A 26,213-nucleotide genomic window follows, 5' to 3' on the forward strand; every position below is an offset into this window, starting at 1 on the left:
GTTTTAAAAGAATATGGATAAATCGAATTCAATTATAAAAAGGAAAACAAGAATTAGGATTCCAATAATTATTAAAACCCTTTTATTTGCTGTTTGATTTGTGTTATGTTTATAGTCGTTAAGTGCAGTAACTATCTTATTTTTCAATCCTTTATTACTACCTACTGTTGTTCTATAATCGTCGAACTTGTGTTTTATTTCATACGGATTGCCTTCACCTTTATAATGTCTAGGTGTGTAACTATATGTTTTATTTTTTCTTGTTTTAAAAATCCCCATAATGTCTTCTATTCATAACCACTTAAAAAATACCAAAGCATTAAAATAGCTATCAAAAATAAGACCATATATATCGGAGACGTTAGAATACTACTTTTTCGCTCTCTAGTCCGTTTTAACTCTTGCCATTTTGACTGTATATCTTTTTCAAGATTGTCTTTATTATCATTTTGATACTTCGGCTTGATATAAAATTGTCTATTCTTTTTGAATAATGCCACGAGAAATTACTTTGATATACTTCAAATGTACTTAAAATACAAAGAAATAAGGGTTTTGAAATGCCAAAAATTGTTAACAAAAGACTTTAGTTAAACTGAATTATTATGAAGAACTAGCAACAAGAACCTTAGGCCTTTTTATTAAGATCTGCCATTTTTATTGCAGCAATAGCAGCTTCAGTGCCTTTGTTTCCATGTTTTCCTCCAGATCGATCAATGGCTTGTTGCAAATTATTATCTGTAAGTACACAAAAAATTACTGGAACATGATGAAGAATATTTAAATCTTTAATCCCTAGAGAAACAGCCTCGCAAACAAAATCGAAATGTTTGGTTTCACCTTGTATAACGCTTCCAATAGCAATTACTGCATCGACATGTTGTTCCTGCATTTTTTTACTACCAAAAATTAGCTCGTAACTACCTGGAACATTCCATCTAATAATATTTTCAGAAGACACTTTGTTTTCAATTAAAGCATTGAAAGCACCTTGAAACAACCCTTCTGTAATGGTGTCATTCCATTCTGAAACAACAATCCCAAACCGAAAGTCTTTCGCGTTTGGGATTGTAGCTTTATCGTATTCTGATAAATTTTTATTTTCTGTTGCCATGTTTACTTTCCGACTAATCGGAGAAATTAATTGCTTGCTAAAGCTTGTGCTTTTCCTATAAAAACATCAATATTAGCTGCCTCTGTTGATGCTGCATAATTTTCTTTAATGTCTTCAAAGTAAGTTAATGCTTTATTAGCTTTCCCTAATTCTAAAGCAATAATACCTGCTTTATATAAATATAATGGAGTTGTAAACTCGTTAGTCCTTAATTTTGCAGCTTGCTCATAATAATCTAAAGCATCTTCTGGTTGATTCAATTGCACAAAAGCATCACCAATACTTCCTTTAGCCATTGGAGCTAAAACTTCATCTTCGCTAGAAAATTCACTTAAATAAGTAATCGCATTTTTATAATCCTTAAGATTAATATAAGCCATTCCAGCATAATAGTTTGCTAAATTACCAGCTTGAGACCCACTGTATTCTGAAGCTATGTCTAACATTCCTAACTTTCCTTCTCCACCATTAAGTGATAAAGTATAAAGAGAATCTTTCTCAGTACCAGTTACTGCTTGGTTAAAATATTTTTTAGCTTGGAACATTTCGTTCATAGCTTCGCTTTGTTTAGGTTTAGCAATAAATTCGTTAAAACCTAAATAACCTAAAACGATGGCTGCAACAATTCCAATAATTACAAAAATGTATTTTTGATTTGCTATAACCCAATCTTCTGTTTTAGAAGCAGATTCGTCTAATGTATTAAAAACCTCAGCTGTTGTAGAATGATCAACAATATCATGCTCTTTTTCTTCCTTCGTAGCTGGTTTATATCCTCTTTTCTTGTAAGTTGCCATATTTTTTAAATTAATGCGTGGCAAAAATATGATTTTTCTTCATAAATAAAAGCCTATTTATTTGTTATTTTTCAATAATTTGCACTTCCTTTTTTAATTAAAAATTCAAAAACAGAATAAAGTTACTTTTTTATGATTTTAAAATCACTTTCATTACTAAACTATAAGAATTTTGAAAGTCAGTCTTTTACTTTTAATAACAAAATAAATTGCTTTGTAGGTAATAATGGTGTTGGCAAAACCAATATCCTAGATGCTATCTATCATTTATCTTTTGGAAAAAGCTATTTTAATCCCATAGCTTCTCAAAATATTAAGCATGACGAAACTTTTTTTGTTATTAATGGAGATTATGAAAAAGAAGGTGATACTGAAAAGATTGTTATAAGTTTAAAAAAAGGTCAGAAAAAAATTATAAAAAGAAATAGCAAAGCTTACGAAAGATTTAGCGATCACATTGGCTTTTTACCACTTGTTATTATTTCTCCTGCTGACAGAGATTTAATTACAGAAGGCAGCACAACTAGAAGAAAGTTTATGGATAGTGTGATTTCGCAAAGCGATAAACAGTATCTAGATAATTTAATTAACTATAATAAAATTCTGGTTCAGCGAAATTCTTTATTAAAATATTTTGCTTTAAACAACACGTTTAATAATGACACTTTAGCAGTTTACGACAAACAATTAGACACGTATGGAAGTGTTATTTTTGAAAAACGTGAGGCTTTTTTAGAAGCTTTTATTCCTATTTTTAAAGAACGCTATAAGATAATTAGCAAAGGAAATGAAAATGTTAATTTAAGTTATAGCAGCCTTTTATTAGAAGGTAATTTAGAATCTCTTTTAAAGAAATCGATACCTAAAGATAAAGCCTTACAATATACAAGTGTTGGAATTCATAAAGACGATTTAGTTTTTGAAATAGAAGACCATCCAATTAAAAAGTTTGGAAGTCAAGGACAACAAAAATCTTATTTAATTGCTTTAAAACTAGCTCAATTCGATTTTATTAAAGCGCAAAGTGGTGTAAATCCTATTTTATTACTTGATGATATTTTCGATAAACTAGATGAAAATCGAGTATCACAAATAATTAAACTAGTTAATGACGAAAATTTTGGTCAGTTGTTTATAAGCGATACACATGCGGAAAGGACAGAACAGGCTGTAAAACAGGTGCATCAATCTTACGAAATTTTTAAATTATGAAACGAATTTTGATATTTAGCATGCTTGCTTTATGCTGCATAAGCTGTTCTAATAATCCTGAAATTTATATAGAACATCTTGAAGGCTATTGGGAAATTGAAGAAGTTATTTTAGCAGATGGTTCCAAAAAAAGTTACACATATAATGATACTGTAGATTTTATTGAAATTTCAGATAGTTTGGATGGTTTCAGAATGAAACTAAAACCAGCTTTAGATGGTACTTTTGAAACCTCTAAAGATTCTGAACAATTTACAATTAAAATAGAGAATGATAGTCTAAATTTATATTATAAGACTCCTTTTGATACTTGGAAAGAAACTGTTTTGTTAACAACAGAAAATCAACTTAAAGTTATAAATAAAAATAAAGCAGTATTTTTATACAAACGGTTTAAACCTTTAAATCTAGAATAATGGCAAAACGCAATAATGAACATATTAGCATAGCAGATGCCTTAAAAGAATTTGTTGAAACCAACAAACTGGAACATGGCTTGGATGTTGTTAATGTAAAAGATACTTGGAGAGACATGATGGGAAATGGTGTAAATAATTACACAACTGATATCCAATTAAAAAATGATACGCTATATGTGCAATTGAGCTCTAGCGTATTAAGAGAAGAGCTAAGTTATGGAAAAGAAAAAATCATCTGTATGTTAAACGAATCTCTTGGAAAAGAAGTGATAAAAAAATTGGTATTGCGTTAACACCAAAAACTAATAAAAATAAAAAAGCCTTGTAGTTATATACAAGGCTTTTTATATAAAATAAACTCTAGTTTTATTGCTTAATAAGCTTGATAACTTGAGTTGCATCTTTAGTATAAACATTCATGAAATAAATTCCAGATGTTACTTGTGTGATATCTATAGTCTGAAGGTTTTGACCACTTGAAAGATCAATAGTATTAATTAATCTTCCATTGATATCATATATTTCAGCTTTGACTAAATCGATATTATTTAAATTTTTAATAGTGTATTCTCCATTTGAAGGATTTGGAAAAACTTTAATGCTATTTTGTAAACTTTCAAAATCTGTAACAGAAAGTAGCATTTCGCAATTATAGACAGAAATATCATCTACATACCAACCTTCTCTACCATTACATCCATCTGTACCAACTTCAAATCTAAATTGAATAGTTGAATTTGCTGCAACTCCTAAAACAGATAAATCTATATAACTTCTTCCCCAACTTCCTGATGTAGAACCTCCATCAGAACCAGTAAAGGCTGGTTCACCAGCCATGGGATTATCATTCCCATTATTATTAATAGTGCCATTATAAGCATTAACAGTAAAAGCAGATAAAGGCAATAAAGTCCAAGAACCACCATCTAAACTATATTTAATATTGGTTCCATCCCAACTATCTTCTGTAGAAACATAGTGCATAAACGTCATTTCAAAAGTTCCAGTTAACTGATTAGGAATGATTATAACTGGGCTTTCCAATCTTAATATTCCATTTTGTAAAGAAGTAGTACAGTTTCCATTTACTGGATCTACACCAAAAATAGCTTGACCAGTTCTACCATCAGGTAAATTAGATTCTAAAACCCAATCTCTAGACTCCCAAGTTCCAGGATTTGATGCAATTTGAGACACTGTCCAACCACTCATTCCAGATTCCCAATCTTCCAAAAATATTGGTGCATTTGAAGCTGAATCACACGGATCTTCAGTTGCAGATAGAATTGGAATATGACCACAATTATTTTCAGTTCTTAACTCAATTGCTATTAAGGTATTAACTAATTCATTATAATCAGAAGCTGTAAGCACTTCACCTGAAGATCCAACAGCTGCTGCTGTACTTAATCCTTCTAAATCAATTCCTAATAAATCTGTACAAGAAGCTTCTAAAGCATCCGCTAGTGAATAAAAATCACTAGTTGCAGTTAAATATTCGCTTTGAGCTCTCCAAAAAATATGAGCTGCTTTTGTAAAACCAATTCCATTAATAGTTTGCCCATTAAAAGTCCCTCCATCTACTAAAAGAGCATAGGTATGATTAGGAATTCCAGAGTTTGAATGAACTCCTCCTCCATCTCCTTCTCCACAATAGTAATTCCAGTCAGTTAATTTCCCTGGGTCTCCATTACATGGTGGATTCCACATATCTCTAATAGCTCCACCAAAAGCAGTAGCATCTTCTCCCATTCTCCATCTATCAGAGCTATTACAAGCGTTTCTTAAAGTGTGATCATCGTCTGCATCTTCATAATTATTCAATAAATCTATGGTTTCTCCCCAGATATCAGAAAAAGCTTCATTCATTGCGCCAGATTGGTATGCATAAATTAAACCACTAGTATATTCTGTATAAGCATGTCCCCATTCATGAGCAATCACATCATCAGACGCCGTTCCATTACAATAGTTTGCTGTTACTCCATTCCAATTCGCATTTGGACAAGAAATATTAGGATTATTATTAATAGTTCTCATTTGTGCATCTGCTCCATCATAGGATACATATCCAAAAGCATTATTGAAAAAATTATACGTATGTTCTGAAGCCATAACTTCATTTTGCTGCCAGATACTTAACGTCCCTGGAAAAGCATCACCTTCTTGCCATACGACATTAAATGTGCTGTTTTCGTATACAATTCTATCTAAAGCATGAGCCATTCCTGTAAATTGCTCTGTAATTTCACCTGAATCGGCATTTACATACATATATTCTCTAACATCTGCATCATTTCTTACTTCAACTTCATAAACTAAAAAAGTAGCTCCAAAAGAGTTATCAATTAATCCTTTTTGAAATAGGTATAAGTTCGCATCAAAAGCAAATAAAGAAACTCCTGAATGATTAAGTTCTTGCTTATTTACAGTTTCAATAGCTATTGCCTTTGCTTCTGAAATACTTATAGAAGGTATTGTTTGATTTTTAATATTTGGAATATAATTTCCATTTATAGCAGTTAACTGGTTATCTGCATTAAAATGAAAACGCAATTGCCCATCAAATACTGGTACATTATTTTTATGTTGGGTAATAACAAGCTGTTTAAATCCGTAATTATCTGTTTTTACAGTTCCAAACATAAAAGATGCTTCTACTGTTTGAAATGGAAACAAATCAGGATTCAATTCTAAAAAAGTAACAACTTTTTCTTGAATTGAAGAACCTTCTATAGATAAAGCGTTTGCAAATGGAAACTTAATAAATTCGGCTACACCATTGTTGTTTACCGTAACTTTTGCATTTGTTTCTGTACGCAATTTTTTAATAGCTTCTTGTATATTTTGCGAAAAAGCTATAGAGCTAATTAACAAAAAACAAGTAAGTAGAGATGTAGTTTTTTTCATTTGTAAATTTTTGAGTTTGGCGAATTTAACTATAAAAAAGCAAAAAAGCCTGAAAATTATTTTCAGGCTTTTTTTTATATATAAAAAATTGTCTTTTTAAAACATCTCTCTTCCAGAAAAATGAAAAGCACCTTCTATAGCAGCATTTTCATCACTATCACTTCCGTGAACAGCATTTTCTCCAATAGAAGCAGCATATAATTTTCTAATTGTTCCTTCTGCAGCATCAGCAGGATTAGTAGCTCCAATTAAAGTTCTAAAATCTTCAACTGCATTGTCTTTTTCTAAAATAGCAGCTACAATAGGACCACGAGTCATATATTCTACTAATTCTCCAAAGAAAGGTCTTTCTTTGTGGACTGCGTAAAATGCTTGTGCATCTGTTGTTGTCATTTGTGTTAATTTCATTGCTACGATTCTAAAACCTGAAGCATTGATTTTTTCTAAAATTGCGCCAATGTATCCTTTTTCAACCGAATCAGGCTTAAGCATTGTAAATGTTCTGTTAGTTGCCATTTATTTTTTTTTATAATTTCGTGCAAAAGTAGTGTATTTCATTATAAAAACCACAATTTCCAATATTAAAAAATTGTATCTTCGTTGCCTATGACAAAAGACGATATTAAAAAAATAAAACAACTGTTAGAAACACCTAAACAGATTGTTATTGTACCTCATAAAAACCCTGATGGAGACGCTATTGGTTCTACACTTGGATTATATCATTACCTTTTAAAACACAATCATAAAGCAACAGTAATTTCTCCTAACGATTTTCCAGATTTTTTGAAATGGATGCCTGAAGAATCTAAAATTTTAAAATACGATTCACAGAAAGAGCAAAGTGATAACCTAATTAATACTGCTGATATAGTTTTTACTCTAGATTTTAATGTATTGAATCGAGCTGGCGACATGGAAGATGCTTTATCAAAAAGTGAAGCTATAAAAATAATGATAGACCATCATCAACAACCTGATGCATACGCAACTTATATGTATTCAGATGTTAACATGAGTTCCACTTGCGAAATGGTTTACAATTTTATAGACATGCTTGGAGATAATAATCTAATAGATGTAGATATTGCCAGCTGCTTATATGCTGGAATTATGACAGATACTGGATCGTTTCGTTTTCCTTCAACTACAAGCAAAACACATCTTGTTGTAGCAGATTTAATAGATAAAGGCGCAAATCATTCAGACATACACAATCAAATTTTTGATACAAATAGTTATGAACGTATGCAACTTTTAGGTTGTGCACTTACTAATTTAAAAGTATTACCAGAATACAGAACAGCATTTATAACTCTGTCTCAAGAAGAACTCAACAAATTCAACTTTAAAAAAGGTGATACTGAAGGCTTTGTAAACTATGCACTCTCTTTAAATAATATTATTTTTGCAGCTATTTTTATTGAAGATTCGCAAAATAACATCATAAAAATATCGTTACGCTCTAAAGGACATTTTTCTGTAAATGAGTTTTCTAGAGCCCATTTTGAAGGTGGCGGACACACAAATGCAGCTGGAGGAAAGAGCAATTTAGATTTAAAAACAACAGTTGAAAATTTTATTAGTATATTACCAAGCTATAAAAATGCCCTAAACAATGAGTAGAATTGTAACTTTAATAGTATGCACTCTTCTTTTGGTTGCTTGTAAATCGCCTGAAGCCAGAAGACCTGTGTCTTCAAAATCTGGTTCTTTTATTGATGCTTCTGTTGCTAGAAACATAAAACTAAATGAGAAAGAACAGTCTTATATTAAAAAATTAATGAAAGAAAATCCAGATGAAAACTATATCGCATCTGAAAATGGATTTTGGTATTACTATAATATAAAACAAGCAGATAGTCTTATCTCTCCAGATTTTGGAGATATTATAAACTTTAATTACGACATAAAAACATTAAATGGCCAAGTTATTTATTCAAAAGACGACATAAAAACTCAAAATTATGTCATGGATAAACAAGAACTTTTTTCTGGCTTAAGAGAAGGATTAAAACTCATGAAAGCTGGAGAAACAGTTACTTTTATGTTTCCATCGCAAAAAGCATTTGGATATTATGGTGACGAAAACAGAATTGGTACAAATGTCCCATTATTATGCGAAGTCTCTGTAAACTCCATTATAGATAATAAACAAGAACAATAAAAAACACTAATATTTCACAAAAATTATAATTACCAATGAACATTTTTAAACATACTATGAAAATTTTATTCCTAACTATTTTATTAAGTTTCACATCGTGTGAACAGCAAAAATATCCTGATTTAGAAGATGGACTATATGCTGAATTTGTAACCAATAAAGGCATCATGGTTGCTAAATTATATTACAAAGAAGCCCCTGTTACAGTTGCAAACTTTGTTGGTTTAGTTGAAGGAACACAACCAAACCTTCCTGATTCTTTAAAAGGAAAAAGATATTATGATGGCACAACTTTTCACAGAGTTATCGATAAATTTATGATTCAAGGTGGAGATCCAACTGGATCTGGTTCTGGTAATCCTGGATATGCATTCCTTGATGAATTTCATCCTGATTTAAAACATAGCAAACCAGGTATTTTATCTATGGCCAATTCTGGTCCTGCAACTAATGGAAGTCAGTTTTTTATTACGGAAGTGCCAACTCCTAATTTAGATAACAGACACGCTGTTTTTGGCGAATTGGTTATTGGATTAGAAGTTCAAGACACCATTTCTAATGTTGCAGTAAGTCAAGGTAACAATAAGCCAGTTGAACCTGTTGTAATTGAAACAATAAATATTATTAGAAAAGGTCAAGATGCTGAAGCATTTGATGCTGCAAAAGTATATACTGAAGATCTTCCTAAGATAGAAGAAAGACAAAAACAATTAAAAGAAGAAGAACAAGCTAAAATGAAAGAATCAGCTAAATTAGCTGGTCAAGAGTTTTTAAAGAAAAGTGAAGCTCTTGAAGGTACTGTTAAAGAATTACCTACTGGACTAATCATGATTGTTACTGAAGCAGAAAATGGCGTAAAACCAACATCTGCTCAAAAAGTACTTGTTAACTACGCTGGATATTTTGAAGATGGTCGTTTATTCGATACGTCTTGGGCAGAAGTTGCAAAAGAAAACAATGCTTATAACGAACAACGTGATACACAAGGTGGTTACAAACCATTCCCAATGATTTATAACGAAACAGCTCAATTAGTACCTGGCTTTAGAGAAGCCATGCTAAATATGAATGTAGGCGATAAAGCTCGTGTATTTATTCCTAGTTATTTAGGTTATGGAGCAAATGGAATGGGTCCTATTCCACCAAACACAAATTTAGTTTTCGATTTAGAGATTTCTGGTTTAGCTGAATAATTAACAGTCAGCATATAAAATAAAAAAAGCAGCTCTATGAGCTGCTTTTTTATTTATCAATTATTAAATTTAAATTATTTCTTAGGAATCTGTTTCAAAATCTCTAAAACAAATTTCCAGTATTTTTGAGCTGATGATATTTGCGCTCTTTCATCTGGCGAGTGTGCACCTTTAATATTTGGTCCAAAGCTTATCATATCCATGTCTGGGTAATTTTGTCCAAGAATACCACATTCCAATCCTGCATGACAAGCAGCCACATGTGCTTTTTGGCCATTCATTTTTTCATATAAATTATCCAACACTTTTAAAATGGCAGAATCCATATTTGGTTTCCAACCAGGATAATCTCCTGAAAATTCCACTTCGCAACCTGTTAATTCAAACGTGGCACGTAGCATATTAGCTAAATCCAATTTAGAACTTTCAACTGAAGAACGCGTTAAACATCCTATTTTAATTACACCTTCTTTAACTATTACTCTTGCAATGTTATTAGATGTTTCTACCAATTCTGGAATATCTGCACTCATTCTATAAACCCCATTTAAGGCAGCATATAAAGCTCTGGTCAAACCTTCCTGAACACCTAAATCCATGATGTTTTTAGGAGTTTCAGTTTTAGAAATCACAATCTCTAAATCTGGTTCCTTGGTTTTTAATTCTGTTTTTATTTCTTTAGCTTGTTCTGCCATTTCAGCAATAAAAGCGTCTTCATGAATGGCATCAATAGCAACAATGGCTTTACTTTCTCTAGGAATTGCATTACGTAAACTACCTCCATCAATTTCAGAAATTCGCAATCCAAAATTCTCAAAACCATCAAATAGCAAACGATTCAATATTTTATTAGCATTCCCTAATCCTTCATGAATTTGCATTCCAGAATGTCCACCTTGTAGTCCTTTTACAGTAATAGTATATCCTGTTTTAAATTCAGGTGTTTCTTCTTCATTATAAGTTCTTGTAGCAGTTACATCGACTCCTCCTGCACAACCAACACCAATCTCATCATCTTCTTCAGTATCTAAATTTAAAAGAATCTCACCTTCAAGCAAACCACCTTTTAAACCCATGGCTCCTGTCATTCCAGTTTCTTCATCAATTGTAAACAACGCTTCAATAGCAGGATGAGAAATATCTGTACTTTCTAAAATAGCCATAATAGTTGCTACCCCTAAACCGTTGTCTGCACCAAGTGTGGTACCTTTAGCACGAACCCAATCGCCATCGACAAACATCTCGATACCTTGCGTTGCAAAATCGAAATTGGTATCAGCATTTTTTTGGTGAACCATGTCTAAATGCGACTGCATAACAATAGTTACTCTGTCTTCCATTCCTAGAGTTGCAGGTTTTTTGATAATCACATTTCCAACTTCATCTTCAATAGTTTCAAGATTCAATTTTTTACCGAAATCTTTCATAAATGCTATCACTTGCTCTTCTTTTTTTGAAGCTCTTGGCACAGCATTTAAGTCGGCAAATTTATTCCAAAGTTGCTTTGGTTCTAAGTTTCTTATTTCTGAATTCATATCTGTATTTTAAAAGTTTTACAAAGGTACTTATATCTCATAGAGTATTAAAACATTTACTTATTTTTGAAAGATGTTTAAAAACACAAAGCCATATATAGCTATTTTAATAGTTCCATTATTCTTTTTAGTGAAACTACTAAAACAATTTCCTGAAGTAATCGAAATGTATTATAGCTTAGGAATATATCCAGTTATTTCTAGTTTGTTTCGCTTTACATTAGGTTGGATCCCGTTTTCGTTCGGAGATTTGGTTTATGGCTTTGCAATCATATACATAACAAGATGGTTTATTTTAAACCGAAGACGAATTATTAAGGACACAAAACATTGGTTGTTAGATGTGTTTTCTGCTATTTCAATTATTTATTTTGCATTTCATCTGTTTTGGGCCATGAACTACCACAGACTGCCTTTGCATGAAAGCTTAAATTTGGAAGCCGACTATTCAACAGAACAGCTAATTTCTGTAACTGAAAAATTGATTGAAAAGTCGAATAAACTTCATCTGGAATTAGCTATAAACGATTCTACAAAGATTGATTTGCCTTATAGTAAAAACGAAATTTTATCTTTAATTCCAGATGGATATAAATCATTAGAAAAAGAATTTCCTCATTTAGAATATCACCCAAAAAGCATCAAAAAATCGCTCTTTAGCTTACCATTAACTTATATGGGTTTTAGTGGATATTTAAATCCGTTAACCAATGAAGCACAAATTAACAACCTCATTGTTACATACAGATTTCCTGTAGTTGCATCTCATGAAGTGGCTCATCAACTAGGTTATGCCAAAGAAAATGAAGCCAATTTTATTGGAGGCTTGGCGGCAATAAATCATCCAGATAGCTATTTTGAATACAGTGGTTACACCTTTTTACTGAAACATTGTCTACTGGAAATTTATAAACGTGACAACGAATTGTATTTTGAAATTTTAAAAACCTTAAACAAAGGTGTTCTAAAGAATTATCAGGAAGTTCAAGATTTCTGGGACAATTACCAAAATCCAGCCGAACCACTTTTTAAAAGCACTTACAACAGGTATTTAATTGCTAACAACCAGAAAGATGGGATGGAAAGCTACAGCTATGTCGTGGCTTTAATTGTGAATTATTTTGAAGACAAAATCAAATAATTTTGTTAGTTTCATTTAATTTCAAAACAACTAATTTTGCAACTTATGATAAAGCAAATTACAAGCAGTCAAAACACTTACATTAAAGAACTATTTCAACTTAAAGAAAAATCCAGAGATCGTAAAAAATCTGGTTTGTTTTTAATTGAAGGAGCTCGAGAAATTAGCTTAGCTATTAAAGGAGGCTATACAATTAACACGCTCTTATTTTACCCAGACTTATTTTCTGAAGTACAAGTAAATAGCTTAACAACTTCACAACAAAACACGATAGAGATATCGAAAGACGTTTTCCAAAAACTAGCCCATAGAGAAACAACAGAAGGTGTTATAGCTGTTGCTAAAGCCAAAGAATTTTCTCTAAAAACCTTAACTTTTAATACTGAAAATCCTTTAATTTTAGTTGCTGAAGCTCCTGAAAAACCAGGAAATATTGGAGCTTTGTTACGTACTTCAGATGCTGCTAATGTAGACGCAGTTATTATTGCTAATCCTAAAACAGATTTATACAATCCAAATATTATTCGTTCTAGTGTAGGCTGTGTTTTTACAAATCAAATTGCGACTGGGTCTACAAGTGACATTATTCAGTTTTTAAAAGAAAATAACATATCCATTTATTGTGCAGAACTTCAAGCAAGTAAGGATTATCATACACAAGATTATACTAAACCAACAGCTTTTGTTGTTGGCACGGAAGCTACAGGACTTAGTGAGGAATGGTTAGAAAATTCCCTTCAAAACATTATCATTCCAATGCAAGGAGAAATAGATTCTATGAATGTATCTGTTGCAGCTGGAATTCTTATTTTTGAAGCCAAAAGACAACGAAATTTTAAATAAATTTAATGACCTCTACTACTCTATTCTATATCATCATAGCCATAATTATTGTCAATTTTATTATTGATAAAATCCTTGATGCTTTAAATGCAAAACATTTTAATGATGAAGTTCCACTAGAGCTCCAAGATGTTTATGATGAAACAGAATACAAAAAATCTCAAGCCTACAAAAAAACCAATTATAAATTTGGCTTACTTACATCTACATTCTCGATTGTTTTAACATTAGCTTTTTTGGTCTTTGACGGGTTCGAGTTTATAGATAACATCGCTAGAAATTATTCCGAAAATTCAATTGTTATAGCTCTTATTTTTTTCGGAATTATCATGATTGGAAGCGATATCCTTTCAACACCTTTCTCTTATTACAAAACCTTTTTTATAGAAGAACGCTTTGGTTTTAATAAAACCACTAAAAAAATCTTTGTAATGGATAAAATTAAGGGATGGCTTTTGATGGCTGTTTTAGGAGGTGGTATTTTAGCACTTATTATTTGGTTGTATCAATTCTATGGCGAGAATTTTTGGCTATATGCTTGGGCTTTAATTTCTGTGTTTACCATTATCATGAACATGTTCTATGCCAAATTAATTGTGCCTCTATTTAATAAACAAACACCATTAGAAGCTGGTGAGTTACGAGACAATATTTCTAATTATGCAAATTCTGTTGGTTTTAAATTGAATAAAATATTTGTGATTGATGGCTCCAAACGAAGCACCAAAGCCAATGCCTATTTTTCTGGCTTTGGAAGCGAAAAACGCGTTACCCTTTATGATACTTTGATAAACGATTTAGAAGATGAAGAAATTGTAGCTGTTCTTGCTCACGAAGTGGGACATTATAAAAAGAAACACATCGTTTTTAATTTAATTGCTTCGGTTTTATTAACTGGTTTAACACTTTATATCTTATCAATTTTTATATCAAACCCATTACTTTCAAAAGCCTTAAGTGTCAAAATTCCAAGCTTTCATATAGGCTTAATTGCCTTTGGTTTATTGTATTCTCCAATTTCAGAAGTAACTAGTTTAATTATGAATTGGTTCTCAAGAACCTTTGAATATCAAGCAGATAATTATGTTAAAAACACCTATAAAGCACAGCCTTTAATAACATCACTTAAAAAACTATCTAAAAACAGCTTGAGTAATTTAACCCCACATAAAGCCTACGTATTTATGCATTATTCGCATCCAACACTTTTAGATCGAGTAAAAAACTTAAAAGTAAAAAGTTAAAAAAAGTCCTAATAATTTAAAATGCAAAAGGGTTGTAAATTCATTCCATTTACACTAATTTTAAATCTATGACAGAATTAGAGCTAGAAAAAGAAAATGTTGCAATTGCAAAGGCTTACAAAGAGTTGCTTCGTGTAAGCTATAGAACACTTACAGACGAAGATAAAAAATTAATTAGAAAAGCCTTTGATATTGCTGTAGATGCGCATAAAGATCAGAGAAGAAAGTCTGGAGAAGCCTATATTTTCCATCCCATAGCTGTGGCTAAAATTGTCGCTCAAGAAATTGGTATGGATGCCACGTCTATTGCTGCTGCATTACTTCATGATGTTGTAGAAGACAATGAAAATTATTCCATTGCAGACATTGAGCAATTATTTGGTGAAACCGTTGCTAAAATTGTAGATGGTTTAACTAAGATTTCATCTTTAGATACAGAAATGGATGTGTCTTTACAGGCTGAAAATTTTAGACGCATGCTACTTACATTAAATGATGATGTGAGAGTAATTATAATTAAAATTGCCGATAGACTTCATAACATGCAGACCATGGAATCCATGCGTTCTGATAAACAAGTGAAGATTGCTTCAGAAACCCTTTATATTTACGCACCTTTAGCTCATAGAATAGGGCTTTATAACATTAAAACAGAACTTGAAGATTTAGGCTTAAAATATACCGAACCTGAGGTTTATAAAGACATTCTAACAAAAATTAAAGAGAGTAAAGAAGAACAAGACCAATACATAAATGAGTTTAATAATGTTATAAAAACATCTTTAGACAAAGAACATTTAGAATACGACATTAAAGGAAGACCGAAATCCATCTTTTCTATTCGACGAAAAATGCAAAACCAAGGTGTTTCATTCGATGAAGTTTATGATAAATTTGCTGTTAGAATTATTTATAAAAGCAAACCAGAAGACGAAAAATTCTTAGCCTGGAAAATTTATTCTATAGTAACCGATCATTTTAGACCAAACCCAACCAGACTTCGAGATTGGATTTCATCGCCAAAATCTACAGGTTATGAAGCCTTACATATTACAGTAGTTGGTCCAAAAGGACGCTGGGTGGAAGTTCAAATTAGAAGTGAACGCATGAATGAAATTGCCGAAAAAGGCTTCGCTGCTCACTATAAATACAAAGAAGGCAGTGAAAACGACGATAGCTTAGATAGCTGGATTGCTAAACTTCAAGAGGCTCTAGAAAATCACGAAACTAATGCTGTAGATTTTGTGGAGCAGTTTAAACTCAATCTATATTCAAAAGAAATATTTGTTTTTACTCCTAAAGGAGAACTTAAATCTTTACCAAAAGGGGCAACACCATTAGATTTTTCATTCAGCATTCATACCGAAGTTGGCATGAAAACTAGAGGGGCCAAAGTTAATGGTAAATTAGTCCCTTTAAGTCATGAACTAAAAAGTGGCGATCGTGTAGATATCTTAACTTCTGAAACAGCTAAACCAAACCCTAACTGGCTTGATTATGCAACAACTGCAAAAGCTAGAAGTAAAATAAAATCAGCATTAAAAGAAGATAAAAAAATAATTGCTGAAGATGGCAAAGAGATTCTTCGTAGAAAATTAAAACAATTAAAAATTATTTTAAATGAAAAATCTATAAATGAATTAGTAAACCATTTTAAATTAAAAACCAGTTTAGATTTATTTTATCGAGTAGGAATTGGAACTATTGATAATACCATGCTTAAAGAGTTTGCTTCATCGAGAAGCAATGCTTTTATGAGCTATATTAAAAATAAAATATCCAGAAAACCAACCATTACTAAGGAAGAACTAGATAAAGATGAGATTACTTCCAAATACGACATGTTAGTATTTGGTAAAGAAGAAGAAAAGTTGGATTACAAATTTGCTAATTGCTGCAATCCAATTCCTGGAGATCCTGTATTTGGTTTTTTAACCATTAACGATGGTCTAAAAGTGCATAAAAAAAATTGCCCAAATGCAGTAAGTTTACAATCAAACTATGCTTACAGAATCATGACAGCCAAATGGATTGATTCTTCACAACAGGAATTTGCGGCCCAAATTATATTATCAGGAATTGACAATTTAGGATTGGTAAACGATATAACTAAAGTTATTTCTTCTAATATGCATGTAAACATGAAAAGTTTAAGTTTTCAAAGTGACGATGGTATTTTTACAGGAAAAATAAATGTCATAGTTAAAAACAACACCTTACTTAAAAAACTAATGGAAAACTTAAAAAAAATTAATGGTATCGATAAAGTATCAAGAGTTTAAAAATTAGTGTAAATTTGCAATCGAAATTATGAGTTTAAAAACAGATACTAAAAATCAGGAAATTGTTAAAAACGTGTTTACAGCTTTTTTAGAACAAAAAAGTCATCGTAAAACACCAGAGCGTTATGCTATTTTACAAGAAATTTATAATAATGAAGAACATTTCGATATTGAGTCTTTATACCTGAGCATGAAAAACAAAAAGTATCGTGTATCTCGTGCTACTCTTTATAATACTATTGAATTATTATTAGAATGTGGATTAGTAAGAAAACATCAATTTGGTCAAAATCAAGCACATTATGAAAAATCGTATTTTGACAAACAACACGACCATGTTATTTTAACAGATACTGGCGAAGTGATAGAGTTTTGCGATCCAAGAATACAAAGCATTAAAAAAACTATCGAAGAAGTTTTTGATATTGAAATCAAAAACCATTCACTCTACTTTTACGGCAATAGAAAAACAACCAAATAACTTATTTTACAATGGCAGTAGATTTACTACTAGGATTACAATGGGGAGACGAAGGCAAAGGAAAAATTGTTGATGTTCTTACCTCCAACTACAACATTATTGCACGCTTTCAAGGTGGACCAAATGCAGGTCATACTTTGGAGTTTGATGGCATAAAACATGTATTAAGAACCATTCCTTCTGGAATATTTCATAAAGAATCCATCAATGTAATTGGAAATGGAGTGGTAATCGACCCTGTGGTTTTTGCTAAAGAATTAGAAGGATTAGATCAATTTAATATCGATTACAAAAAGAAACTTATTATTTCCAGAAAAGCTCATGTCATCCTTCCTACTCATAGATTGTTGGATGCTGCCAGCGAAGCTTCAAAAGGAAAAGCTAAAATTGGTTCTACTTTAAAAGGTATTGGACCAACTTACATGGACAAAACAGGCAGAAATGGTATTCGTGTTGGCGATTTAGAACTTGCAGATTGGAAAGAAAAATATCGTGCTTTAGCAGATAAGCATGAAGCTATGATTAAATTCTACAATGTAGATGTACAGTACGATTTAGAAGAAATGGAAGCTGAATTTTTTGAAGCAGTTGAAGTATTAAAATCCTTACAATTTATCGATTCTGAAGAATATTTATACCAAGCACAAAAAGCTGGAAAATCTATTTTAGCCGAAGGTGCACAAGGCTCTTTATTAGATATCGATTTTGGAACCTATCCGTTTGTAACCTCAAGTAACACAACAGCTGCTGGAGCTTGTACTGGTTTAGGTGTAGCTCCTAATCAAATTGGAGATGTCTATGGAATTTTTAAAGCTTATACAACACGTGTAGGTTCTGGACCTTTTCCAACAGAATTGTTTGATGAAGTTGGTAAAAAAATGGCTAAAATAGGTAATGAATTTGGCGCAGTTACTGGACGTGCAAGACGTTGTGGCTGGTTAGATTTAGTGGCTTTAAAATATGCTTGTCAGGTAAATGGTGTTACCAAATTAATGATGATGAAAGGCGATGTCCTTTCAGGGTTTAAAGCCTTAAAAGTGTGTACATCTTACAATTATAAAGGTGAGACTATTACACATTTACCTTATAATATTGAGCCAGAAAACATCACTCCTATTTACACGGAATTAAAAGGCTGGAAAGAAGATTTAACGAAAATGACTGAAACATCTCAATTCCCAAAAGAATTGAACGACTATATCGATTTCTTAGAAAAAGAATTAGAAATTCCTATTCATGTCGTTTCTGTGGGACCAGATAGAAAACAAACTATTTTTAGATAAAAATTTATTTATTTCATATTATAAAGACCTGTTGTATTTAAATATGACAGGTCTTTTCTATTAAAAATATCTTAATGCAACCCAACAGAAGATATTAATCATTATTTTTGACAAAATTTAAAATGTTGCAACAACCAAGTCAGAACTTTTTAACCTTATTCTTTTGTCTTTTATTCTTTGGCTTATCATATGCCCAAGAACAAAAGCGCATTGAAATTAAATACTCTGGATTTCTAGAATTTAAAGAAGAAGAAGCACCAGGGTTAAAAGTCATGACACGAGACGATTCTCAGCAAATCCACGTAATTCACGAAGGCGTCAACATGTATTGCGATCAAGCGTTGCTTTACAGTAATGAAGATTTTATAGAAGCTTATGGCAATGTAAAAATGGTACAAGGAGACACCATAAACATGTCTGCTAAATATGTAGAATACAGTGGAAAAACCAAATTAGCTTTCGCTAGTGGAAATGTAATATTAAAAGAACCTAATTCAACTTTAACTACAGATACTTTATATTTTGATCGTGTTAAACAGCAGTCTTATTATAAAAGTGGCGGAAAAGTAGTTCGTGATTCTTCAGGTACCATTACAAGCCGAATAGGTCGTTATTATATGAATGAAGAAAAATACCAGTTTGTAAAAAATGTGGTATTAACACATCCCGATTATAAAATTAAAACCAAACATCTGGATTTTTACTCAAAAACTGGTCATGCTTATTTATATGGACCATCAACTATTGTTACAGAGGATAGTAAAACCTATTGCGAAAAAGGCTTTTACGATACAGAAAACAAACAAGGATATGGTGTTAAAAAAACAAAGATTGAATACGACAATCGTGTATTTGAAGGAGATAGCATGTATTTTGACAATTCTAGAAATTTTGCTTCAGCAACCAATAATATTACGGTTACAGATACTATAAATAAAAGCATCATTAAAGGGCATTATGCTGAAGTTTATAAAGCCAAGGACTCTGTTTTCATAACCAAAAGAGCATTAGCCATAACTGTTCAAGAAAACGATTCTATCTATATTCATGCAGATACACTTATGGTAACAGGAAAACCTGATAAACGAATTACCAGAGCTTTTAGAAACACCAAAATGTACAAATCTGATATGAGTGGAAAAGCAGATTCAATTCATGTCAATCATCAAACAGGTTTAACACAACTTATTAATCTTGCTAATTTATCTCCCAAAGATGCATTTGCTGTTAAAAGAAGACCTATTATTTGGAATTTAGATAATCAAATAACTGGAGATACAATTCACATTAAATCGAATCCAAAAACAGAAAAAATAGATTCCTTAATTGTGTTTTATGATACTTTTCTAATAAGTAAAGACACGATTAGCGAAGACAGTTATAATCAGATTTCAGGTAAAAGATTGATTGGATTATTTGATGAAGAAAACAATTTAAGACAAGTAGATGTAATTAAAAATGCAGAATCCATTTTCTTTGCTAGAAACGATAAACAAGAACTTTTTGGAATAGATAAAGCGAAATCTGGAAGTATTTCCATCTTTTTTGCAGATGGACAAATGGAACAGTATGTTAGATACAATCAAATCGATGCTAAAACCTATCCTGAATCAGATTTTCCTAAGAACGCAAGAAAATTAAGAGGTTTCGATTGGCGAGAAGACGAAAGACCCAAAAGTGTAGAAGACTTATTTAGTGAAGATCCACCCTTAAAATTACCAAAAATTAAAGGTTTGGAAGATTATGTACCACAGGCTGAATTTTTCGATGAAAAGATGTTGGGTAGAATTGAAAAAGCTGAAAAAGCTGAAAAACCTAAAAAGGAGTTAATAAATAACGATAAGACTAAAACCGAAAAAAAGAAGCGATCCAAAGCTGCTAGACAAGTACCTCAACATATTATGGATAGCATGAATCTTAAAAAAGAAAAACAGAAACCTACAATAAAAGAAAATAGCAATTAATATGGCTATAGATTTCTTTAAATACCAAGCTCAAACTTCTCAACATCCATTAGCAATGAAAGTGTCTCATGCTAAAGGCTCGTATATTTATGATGAAAATAACAAATCCTATTTAGATTTTGTTGCTGGAGTATCAGCTTGCACTCTTGGTCATGGGCATCCAAAAGTAGTTACAGCAATTAAAGAACAGTTAGACAAATACATGCATGTCATGGTATATGGCGAATACATTCAAGAACCAGCTGTAGAACTTGCCAAATTATTAGCTAAAAACTTACCAAATTCCTTAGAAAAAACATATTTAACCAATTCAGGAACTGAAGCTATAGAAGGTGCTTTAAAATTAGCTAAACGAGCAACTGGAAGAAGTCAGATAATTTCTGCCAAAAACGCATATCATGGAAACACGATGGGTTCAATGAGCGTTATGGGTTTTGAAGAACGCAAAAGAGCTTTTAGACCTTTAATTCCTGATGTTGATTTTATTGAGTTTAATAATGAAGATGATTTAAGTAAAATAACTAAAAAAACAGCTTGTGTTATTTTAGAAACTATTCAAGGTGGTGCTGGATTTATTGAGCCTAAAAACCATTATTTACAAAAAGTTAGAGAGCGTTGCGATAAAGTTGGAGCCTTATTAATTCTAGATGAAATTCAACCTGGAATTGGAAGAACTGGTAAGCTTTTTGGTTTTGAACATTATAATTGTGTACCAGATATATTAGTTACTGGTAAAGGACTTGGTGGTGGAATGCCAATTGGTGCCTTTACAGCATCAGCAAAATTAATGGACTTACTTCAAAATAATCCTAAATTAGGACACATTACTACCTTTGGTGGACATCCAGTAATAGCGGCTGCTGCGTTAGCTACTTTAAAAGAAGTTATTAAAAGTGATTTAATGGCTAGAACTTTAGTAAAAGAAAAATTAATAAGAGAACATTTAACACATCCATTAATTTTAAAAATAAGAGGAAAAGGACTTATGTTAGCAGCTATAACTCCATCAGCTGAAATTACAAATCAACTTATTTTAGGATGTCAGGAAGAAGGATTAATCCTTTTCTGGTTGCTTTTTGAGCCAAAAGCTATTAGAATAACACCTCCATTAACTATCTCAAACGAAGAAATTATTAAAGGATGCCAAATTATTTTATCTGTTTTAGATAAAATCCAACAAAAACACAGTTAAACAACTTGCTGATAATCAACAAAAAACAAAATGTTTTTGCAAAGTGTTGATTACTTTGTTAAAAACATTTAATCTATTATCTCATTAAAATCAATTAGTACGTTACATTTAGTACTGTAAACCATATAAATGTGCTTATGGAGTTTAGTCCCAACGACAACAACAATTTACCACTTACGAAATTTGAATCGATGCTAAAAACAAACCATGTGTTGTTTTTCGATTCTGAAGAATTTGAAAATATCATTCATCATTACCTAACTCAAGGTAAAGTTTCCTTAGCTAAAAAAGCCATTAAATTAGGACTAGAGCAACATCCTACTTCTACCAATTTAAAACTTTTTAAAATTGAAATTTATGTTTTTGAAGACAAACTTAATGAAGCAGATATCATGCTAAATGAGCTTCATGAGTTAGAACCACACAATGAGGAAATATATATTCAGAAAGCTAATATTTTTTCCAAGAAAGACAAACATAAAAAAGCTATTCATGTATTAAAAAAGGCTTTAGAATTAACAGATGATATTCAAGACATTTATTCTTTAATAGGCATGGAATATCTGTTTCTTGACAAATTTGAAGAAGCCAAATATTATTTCATGAAATGCATGGAAGAAAATTCTGAAGACTATTCTGCATTATATAATATGGTATATTGTTTTGATTTTTTAGAACAACATACAGAAGCCATAGAATATTTAAATGCTTTTTTAAATAACAATCCATATTGCGAAGTAGCATGGCATCAATTAGGAAAACAATACTATTCCTTAAAAGATTATGAAAAAGCTTTAGCAGCATTCGATTTTGCTATTATTTCTGAAGACTCTTTTATTGGAGCTTATCTTGAAAAAGGGAAAGTTTTAGAAAAGTTAAAACGTTATGAAGATGCGTTAGAAGCTTATTCTTTAACTTTAAAATTAGATGATATAACTTCATTTGCTTTATTAAGAATTGGTCATTGTTATGAAAAATTAAATCAAGATGATTTAGCTATACAATATTATTCTAAAACAGTTAAAGAAGACCCTTTATTAGACAAAGGTTGGATAGCAATTACAAAGTTTTATAACAAAAAAAGAAACTATAAAAAATCGCTATACTATATTAACAAAGCCATAAATATAGATTCTGAAAATGTTGTTTATTGGAAACTATATGCTCAATTAAATTTTAGATTAAATTTTCTAGAAGAAGCAGAAAGAGGTTACAAAAAAGCACTTGAACTTGGTAATTACGAATTAGAAACCTGGTTAGTTAGAGGTGATATCTTATTAAAACTTGGTGAACCAAAAGCTGCAATTTACAATTTTATTCAAGCATCAGAATTCTATCCAGAAAATGCTGAAATAGAATACAGATTAGCAGGTTTGTATTTCACCTTAAACGAAACTGAAAAAGGTGAATATCATTTAAAAAATGGTTTATGTTTTAATATTGAGTATGCATTTATTATCGAAGAACTTTTTCCTAAAGTTTTTAAAAAATGTCAAATAAAGAATTTACTAAAATCTAAGCATTAGTAAAACGTCTAACTTAATTTATATACCTTTGATTTTCTTAAAAAAACCGAAGCATGCAAAGACGTTTTAAAAATTATTTCATGATTACCTTAAAAGGGATGGCAATGGGAGCTGCTGATGCAGTTCCAGGAGTCTCAGGAGGAACCATTGCTCTAATTTCTGGCATATATGAAGAATTGATTTCTACCATAAGCAATGTAAATTTATCCCTTTTAAAAACACTTAGAAAAAACGGTCTTGTTGCATTTTGGAAACAATTAAATGGTAGTTTTTTACTTGCTCTTTTAATTGGTATTCTAACAAGTTTTGTAACTTTCATGAGGCTTGCTAAATACCTATTAGAACAGCATCCAATTCTAATTTGGTCTTTCTTTTTTGGTCTTATAATAGCAAGTATCTTCTTTGTTGGTAAACAAATTACCAAATGGAATGTAGCCTCAATAGTTTCATTAGTTATTGGAACTTTTATAGCTTATTACATAACCACACTGCCTTCTTTAGCTAGCAATACCAATCCTTTATTTTTATTTATAGCTGGAGCTATTGCTATTTGCGCCATGATTCTACCTGGTATTTCAGGATCTTTTATTTTAGTTATTCTAGGTGCTTATAAAACCCTAAGTGATGCAATACATGATTGGGATTTTAAACGTATTGCCGTATTTGGTTTTGGAGCTATAGTTGGATTATTGAGTTTTAGTCGTGTTTTAAAATGGCTATTTAAAAACTTTTATAATACGACACTTGCCCTCTTAACTGGTTTTATAATCGGTTCATTAAATAAAATATGGCCTTGGAAAAAAACAATAACAGTTTTAAATGATTCAAATGGAAAAGCAATGCTTTTTTCAGAAATTTCAGATCTAGGCACATTATCTGTTTATCAACAACAAATAAATAATTTTGAGTCTTTTAAAATTGTTACAGAAGAAAGTGTATCTCCTCTTCTATATTCTACAATAAATAATAATGTAGTAGCGTCACAATTAAATGTAGCAATAGCGCTTATTATTGCAGGTTTTTTAACTATTTTTATTCTTGAAAAAATAGGAAGCACAAAACAATAATGCAAAAAACCAGAACATTTACTGATAAGCTTTTCCTAATCTTAAAAGGGTTAGGAATGGGAGCAGCAAATAAAGTTCCTGGTATTTCAGGGGGTGTGGTTGCCTTTGTTGCTGGCTTTTATGAAGAATTTATTTACTCTCTTCAAAAAATAAACACTAAAGCATTTAAACTGCTTATAAATGGTCGTTTTAAAAGTTTTTATCAATATATCAATGGTCGTTTTTTAGGCTTGCTTGTCTTGGGAATGGTAGTGAGTTATTTTAGTGTTTCAAAAATTCTAGATTACTTAATTGATCATTTTGAATTATATGTTTGGAGTGTTTTCTTCGGTATGATTATTGGTTCTATTTATTATATAAGTAAAGATTTTAAAGATTGGAATTATAGAACTTATTTTGCTTTAATTATAGGAATTATATTAGGTGTTGGCATAAGTTTTTTAGATCCTGCTACAGAAAACGATAATCTAATATTTGTTTTCTTTTGTGGTATAATAAGTGTTTCAGGCATGACTCTGCCAGGATTTTCAGGTTCATTTATATTAATCTTATTGGGTAATTATGTGCTTTTGTTAGTTGATTCGGTTAATGCTCTATACGATACTTTTGCTGAAATATTAACAGGAGATTTTAGTTTTGTAAGTAATAGTGAACGCATTAGAATGCTAAAAGTTTTAGCTGTTTTCACAATAGGATCTATGGTTGGATTAGTAACTTTTTCACATATTTTAAACTACATTTTAAAACATTATAAAAACATTACAATAGCAACTATAATTGGTTTTATTGTTGGTTCTCTTGGTGTGGTTTGGCCATGGAAAAAAACCATTTTTAAAACCAATTTAGAAGGAATTTTGATATTAGATTCTTCTGGTGGAAAAGTGGTTGAAAATTATACGCGATACATACCTGATTTTAACAACCAAACTTATTATGCTATAGGGTTCATAATTGTTGGAATTTTAATTGTTTTAGCTCTCGAAATTTATGGTCAGAAAACTAGAAAAGCACATAGATAAATATGGCTTAATTGGTAAAAACATTTCTTATTCTTTTTCAAAAGATTTTTTTAATAAAAAATTTAAAGATGAAGCAATTGCATTTTCTAAATATGAAAATTTTGACATTCAGAGTATTACAGAATTTCCTAATATTTTAAAAGAAAATCCTAATATAAAAGGATTAAATGTTACTATTCCTTACAAAGAACTAATTATTCCATTTCTAGATAAAATAGATGAAGAAGCAAAAAATATTGGAGCTGTTAATACTATAAAAATATCTAAAAAAGGAAAACTAAAAGGCTACAATACAGATTGTTATGGATTTAAAAATTCTATAAAGCCAAATTTAAAACCACATCACGAAAAGGCTTTAATTCTAGGAACAGGTGGAGCAAGCAAGGCCATTGCATTTGCTTTAACAAAAATGAACATCTCTTATGCATTTGTCTCAAGAACATCTTCAAATAGTGCAGCTTACACCTATGCCTCATTAAAGGAAAAAGACATTGAAAATCATCAAATTATAATTAATTGCACACCTCTTGGAACATATCCTAAGATAATGGATTGTCCTAAGATTCCATATCAAGCTATTTCAGACAAACACATACTTTTTGACTTAATTTACAATCCAAAGGAAACCCAATTTCTTAAACTAGGAAAAGTAAATAATGCAACAACTATGAATGGATTAGACATGCTAATATTTCAAGCAAATAAAGCATGGGAAGTATGGAATTCTTAGTTCATTTTGTATAAAAACAATCTAAGCCTTTGTAAATATTGAAGTTGTTATTATCTTTAACGCTAGAGTATTTTACGAACCATAACATTTTACA

General features: G+C 30.9%; 24 protein-coding genes. 18 read left to right on the forward strand and 6 right to left on the reverse strand.

The genetic code is table 11. From position 1 onward, the window contains the following. Window positions 1-3: 3 nt before the first annotated feature. From FVF61_RS09550 to FVF61_RS09560, 3 genes are all read right to left on the reverse strand, one after another. Complete coding sequence (locus FVF61_RS09550; RefSeq protein ID WP_148455695.1) at window positions 4-279, reverse strand: riboflavin synthase subunit beta; 276 nt, start codon at window positions 277-279, stop codon at window positions 4-6. A 349-nt stretch (window positions 280-628) separates the two neighbouring features. After that, on the reverse strand, window positions 629-1,114 hold the full coding sequence (gene ribH, locus FVF61_RS09555) for a 6,7-dimethyl-8-ribityllumazine synthase (protein WP_148455696.1): 486 nt from the start codon (window positions 1,112-1,114) through the stop codon (window positions 629-631). Window positions 1,115-1,140: 26 nt separating this feature from the next. Then, entirely contained in the window at window positions 1,141-1,911 is a 771-nt protein-coding gene (locus FVF61_RS09560) for a tetratricopeptide repeat protein (protein WP_148455698.1), read from the reverse strand. Between the two features lie 132 nt (window positions 1,912-2,043). Here FVF61_RS09560 and recF point away from each other — a divergent pair, with 132 nt between their 5' ends. The 3 genes from recF to FVF61_RS09575 are packed head-to-tail and all read left to right on the forward strand — an operon-like array spanning window position 2,044 to window position 3,835. Further along, a complete protein-coding gene (gene recF / locus FVF61_RS09565; RefSeq protein ID WP_148455700.1) occupies window positions 2,044-3,123 on the forward strand; it encodes a DNA replication/repair protein RecF in 1,080 nt (359 codons plus the stop codon). Further along, window positions 3,120-3,539 (forward strand): lipocalin family protein, encoded by a 420-nt coding sequence (locus tag FVF61_RS09570; RefSeq protein ID WP_148455702.1) that lies wholly within the window; start codon window positions 3,120-3,122, stop codon window positions 3,537-3,539. Before recF ends, FVF61_RS09570 begins: the two co-directional genes overlap by 4 nt. After that, window positions 3,539-3,835 (forward strand): DUF721 domain-containing protein, encoded by a 297-nt coding sequence (locus FVF61_RS09575; RefSeq protein WP_148455704.1) that lies wholly within the window; start codon window positions 3,539-3,541, stop codon window positions 3,833-3,835. Before FVF61_RS09570 ends, FVF61_RS09575 begins: the two co-directional genes overlap by 1 nt. Before the next feature lie 73 nt (window positions 3,836-3,908). On the opposite strand, the gene FVF61_RS09580 is transcribed toward FVF61_RS09575, so the two are convergent. Together FVF61_RS09580 and FVF61_RS09585 are read right to left on the reverse strand one after the other, a co-directional pair. Further along, entirely contained in the window at window positions 3,909-6,452 is a 2,544-nt protein-coding gene (locus tag FVF61_RS09580; protein ID WP_148455706.1) for a M4 family metallopeptidase, read from the reverse strand. A 96-nt stretch (window positions 6,453-6,548) separates the two neighbouring features. Then, complete coding sequence (locus FVF61_RS09585) at window positions 6,549-6,968, reverse strand: nucleoside-diphosphate kinase (RefSeq protein ID WP_148455708.1); 420 nt, start codon at window positions 6,966-6,968, stop codon at window positions 6,549-6,551. A gap of 90 nt (window positions 6,969-7,058) precedes the next feature. Here FVF61_RS09585 and FVF61_RS09590 point away from each other — a divergent pair, with 90 nt between their 5' ends. Genes FVF61_RS09590 through FVF61_RS09600 form a run of 3 tightly spaced genes read left to right on the forward strand, consistent with a single transcriptional unit; the run spans window position 7,059 to window position 9,812 of the window. Then, window positions 7,059-8,078 carry a DHH family phosphoesterase gene (locus FVF61_RS09590; protein WP_148455710.1) on the forward strand — a complete coding sequence of 340 codons (1,020 nt, stop codon included), beginning with the start codon at window positions 7,059-7,061 and terminating at the stop codon, window positions 8,076-8,078. Next, on the forward strand, window positions 8,071-8,619 hold the full coding sequence (gene gldI, locus FVF61_RS09595; protein WP_148455712.1) for a gliding motility-associated peptidyl-prolyl isomerase GldI: 549 nt from the start codon (window positions 8,071-8,073) through the stop codon (window positions 8,617-8,619). The genes FVF61_RS09590 and gldI overlap by 8 nt, the downstream gene beginning before the upstream one ends. A 56-nt stretch (window positions 8,620-8,675) precedes the next feature. Beyond that, the gene (locus FVF61_RS09600) at window positions 8,676-9,812 is read left to right on the forward strand and encodes a peptidylprolyl isomerase (RefSeq protein ID WP_148455713.1); all 1,137 of its coding nucleotides are present in this window, start codon (window positions 8,676-8,678) and stop codon (window positions 9,810-9,812) included. A 74-nt stretch (window positions 9,813-9,886) separates the two neighbouring features. Here FVF61_RS09600 and FVF61_RS09605 read toward each other — a convergent pair whose 3' ends face one another. Then, complete coding sequence (locus FVF61_RS09605; protein ID WP_148455715.1) at window positions 9,887-11,347, reverse strand: aminoacyl-histidine dipeptidase; 1,461 nt, start codon at window positions 11,345-11,347, stop codon at window positions 9,887-9,889. Between the two features lie 73 nt (window positions 11,348-11,420). On the opposite strand from FVF61_RS09605, the gene FVF61_RS09610 reads away from it, so the two are divergent. From FVF61_RS09610 to FVF61_RS09665, 12 genes are all read left to right on the forward strand, one after another. Next, window positions 11,421-12,488: a DUF3810 domain-containing protein gene (locus FVF61_RS09610; RefSeq protein ID WP_148455717.1), complete on the forward strand. Its 1,068-nt coding sequence runs from the start codon at window positions 11,421-11,423 to the stop codon at window positions 12,486-12,488. 45 nt (window positions 12,489-12,533) lie between these two features. Next, on the forward strand, window positions 12,534-13,331 hold the full coding sequence (locus FVF61_RS09615) for a TrmH family RNA methyltransferase (protein WP_148455719.1): 798 nt from the start codon (window positions 12,534-12,536) through the stop codon (window positions 13,329-13,331). 5 nt (window positions 13,332-13,336) lie between these two features. Next, window positions 13,337-14,575 (forward strand): M48 family metallopeptidase, encoded by a 1,239-nt coding sequence (locus FVF61_RS09620; protein ID WP_148455721.1) that lies wholly within the window; start codon window positions 13,337-13,339, stop codon window positions 14,573-14,575. 68 nt (window positions 14,576-14,643) lie between these two features. Beyond that, window positions 14,644-16,857 carry a RelA/SpoT family protein gene (locus FVF61_RS09625; protein ID WP_148455723.1) on the forward strand — a complete coding sequence of 738 codons (2,214 nt, stop codon included), beginning with the start codon at window positions 14,644-14,646 and terminating at the stop codon, window positions 16,855-16,857. Between the two features lie 28 nt (window positions 16,858-16,885). Further along, window positions 16,886-17,338 carry a Fur family transcriptional regulator gene (locus FVF61_RS09630; RefSeq protein ID WP_148455725.1) on the forward strand — a complete coding sequence of 151 codons (453 nt, stop codon included), beginning with the start codon at window positions 16,886-16,888 and terminating at the stop codon, window positions 17,336-17,338. An 11-nt stretch (window positions 17,339-17,349) separates the two neighbouring features. Then, a complete protein-coding gene (locus tag FVF61_RS09635) occupies window positions 17,350-18,621 on the forward strand; it encodes an adenylosuccinate synthase (protein ID WP_148455727.1) in 1,272 nt (423 codons plus the stop codon). Between the two features lie 122 nt (window positions 18,622-18,743). Next, the gene (locus FVF61_RS09640; RefSeq protein ID WP_148455813.1) at window positions 18,744-20,585 is read left to right on the forward strand and encodes an OstA-like protein; all 1,842 of its coding nucleotides are present in this window, start codon (window positions 18,744-18,746) and stop codon (window positions 20,583-20,585) included. 1 nt (window position 20,586) lies between these two features. Next, entirely contained in the window at window positions 20,587-21,777 is a 1,191-nt protein-coding gene (locus FVF61_RS09645) for an aspartate aminotransferase family protein (RefSeq protein ID WP_148455729.1), read from the forward strand. Window positions 21,778-21,914: 137 nt separating this feature from the next. After that, window positions 21,915-23,303, forward strand: a complete 1,389-nt coding sequence (locus FVF61_RS09650) for a tetratricopeptide repeat protein (RefSeq protein ID WP_148455731.1) — start codon at window positions 21,915-21,917, stop codon at window positions 23,301-23,303. Between the two features lie 53 nt (window positions 23,304-23,356). Then, window positions 23,357-24,370, forward strand: a complete 1,014-nt coding sequence (locus tag FVF61_RS09655; RefSeq protein ID WP_148455733.1) for a DUF368 domain-containing protein — start codon at window positions 23,357-23,359, stop codon at window positions 24,368-24,370. Continuing rightward, window positions 24,370-25,389: a DUF368 domain-containing protein gene (locus tag FVF61_RS09660; RefSeq protein ID WP_148455735.1), complete on the forward strand. Its 1,020-nt coding sequence runs from the start codon at window positions 24,370-24,372 to the stop codon at window positions 25,387-25,389. The genes FVF61_RS09655 and FVF61_RS09660 overlap by 1 nt, the downstream gene beginning before the upstream one ends. Further along, window positions 25,358-26,119 carry a shikimate dehydrogenase family protein gene (locus FVF61_RS09665; protein WP_148455737.1) on the forward strand — a complete coding sequence of 254 codons (762 nt, stop codon included), beginning with the start codon at window positions 25,358-25,360 and terminating at the stop codon, window positions 26,117-26,119. Before FVF61_RS09660 ends, FVF61_RS09665 begins: the two co-directional genes overlap by 32 nt. Window positions 26,120-26,213 lie beyond the last annotated feature (94 nt).

The sequence above is a fragment of the Xanthomarina maritima genome, assembly GCF_008084905.1.
Taxonomy (GTDB): domain Bacteria; phylum Bacteroidota; class Bacteroidia; order Flavobacteriales; family Flavobacteriaceae; genus Xanthomarina; species Xanthomarina maritima.

Coding starts and splice junctions, on each gene's coding strand:
- FVF61_RS09625 (WP_148455723.1), top strand. CDS start 14,644: ATGACAGAATTAGAGCTAGAAAAAGAAAATGTTGCAATTGCAAAGGCT.
- FVF61_RS09560 (WP_148455698.1), bottom strand. CDS start 1,911: ATGGCAACTTACAAGAAAAGAGGATATAAACCAGCTACGAAGGAAGAA.
- FVF61_RS09580 (WP_148455706.1), bottom strand. CDS start 6,452: ATGAAAAAAACTACATCTCTACTTACTTGTTTTTTGTTAATTAGCTCT.
- FVF61_RS09570 (WP_148455702.1), top strand. CDS start 3,120: ATGAAACGAATTTTGATATTTAGCATGCTTGCTTTATGCTGCATAAGC.
- FVF61_RS09660 (WP_148455735.1), top strand. CDS start 24,370: ATGCAAAAAACCAGAACATTTACTGATAAGCTTTTCCTAATCTTAAAA.
- FVF61_RS09575 (WP_148455704.1), top strand. CDS start 3,539: ATGGCAAAACGCAATAATGAACATATTAGCATAGCAGATGCCTTAAAA.
- FVF61_RS09635 (WP_148455727.1), top strand. CDS start 17,350: ATGGCAGTAGATTTACTACTAGGATTACAATGGGGAGACGAAGGCAAA.
- FVF61_RS09630 (WP_148455725.1), top strand. CDS start 16,886: ATGAGTTTAAAAACAGATACTAAAAATCAGGAAATTGTTAAAAACGTG.
- FVF61_RS09615 (WP_148455719.1), top strand. CDS start 12,534: ATGATAAAGCAAATTACAAGCAGTCAAAACACTTACATTAAAGAACTA.
- FVF61_RS09650 (WP_148455731.1), top strand. CDS start 21,915: ATGGAGTTTAGTCCCAACGACAACAACAATTTACCACTTACGAAATTT.
- FVF61_RS09640 (WP_148455813.1), top strand. CDS start 18,744: ATGTTGCAACAACCAAGTCAGAACTTTTTAACCTTATTCTTTTGTCTT.
- FVF61_RS09590 (WP_148455710.1), top strand. CDS start 7,059: ATGACAAAAGACGATATTAAAAAAATAAAACAACTGTTAGAAACACCT.
- ribH (WP_148455696.1), bottom strand. CDS start 1,114: ATGGCAACAGAAAATAAAAATTTATCAGAATACGATAAAGCTACAATC.
- FVF61_RS09665 (WP_148455737.1), top strand. CDS start 25,358: ATGGTCAGAAAACTAGAAAAGCACATAGATAAATATGGCTTAATTGGT.
- FVF61_RS09610 (WP_148455717.1), top strand. CDS start 11,421: ATGTTTAAAAACACAAAGCCATATATAGCTATTTTAATAGTTCCATTA.
- FVF61_RS09620 (WP_148455721.1), top strand. CDS start 13,337: ATGACCTCTACTACTCTATTCTATATCATCATAGCCATAATTATTGTC.
- recF (WP_148455700.1), top strand. CDS start 2,044: ATGATTTTAAAATCACTTTCATTACTAAACTATAAGAATTTTGAAAGT.
- FVF61_RS09645 (WP_148455729.1), top strand. CDS start 20,587: ATGGCTATAGATTTCTTTAAATACCAAGCTCAAACTTCTCAACATCCA.
- FVF61_RS09550 (WP_148455695.1), bottom strand. CDS start 279: ATGGGGATTTTTAAAACAAGAAAAAATAAAACATATAGTTACACACCT.
- FVF61_RS09605 (WP_148455715.1), bottom strand. CDS start 11,347: ATGAATTCAGAAATAAGAAACTTAGAACCAAAGCAACTTTGGAATAAA.
- FVF61_RS09600 (WP_148455713.1), top strand. CDS start 8,676: ATGAAAATTTTATTCCTAACTATTTTATTAAGTTTCACATCGTGTGAA.
- FVF61_RS09585 (WP_148455708.1), bottom strand. CDS start 6,968: ATGGCAACTAACAGAACATTTACAATGCTTAAGCCTGATTCGGTTGAA.
- FVF61_RS09655 (WP_148455733.1), top strand. CDS start 23,357: ATGCAAAGACGTTTTAAAAATTATTTCATGATTACCTTAAAAGGGATG.
- gldI (WP_148455712.1), top strand. CDS start 8,071: ATGAGTAGAATTGTAACTTTAATAGTATGCACTCTTCTTTTGGTTGCT.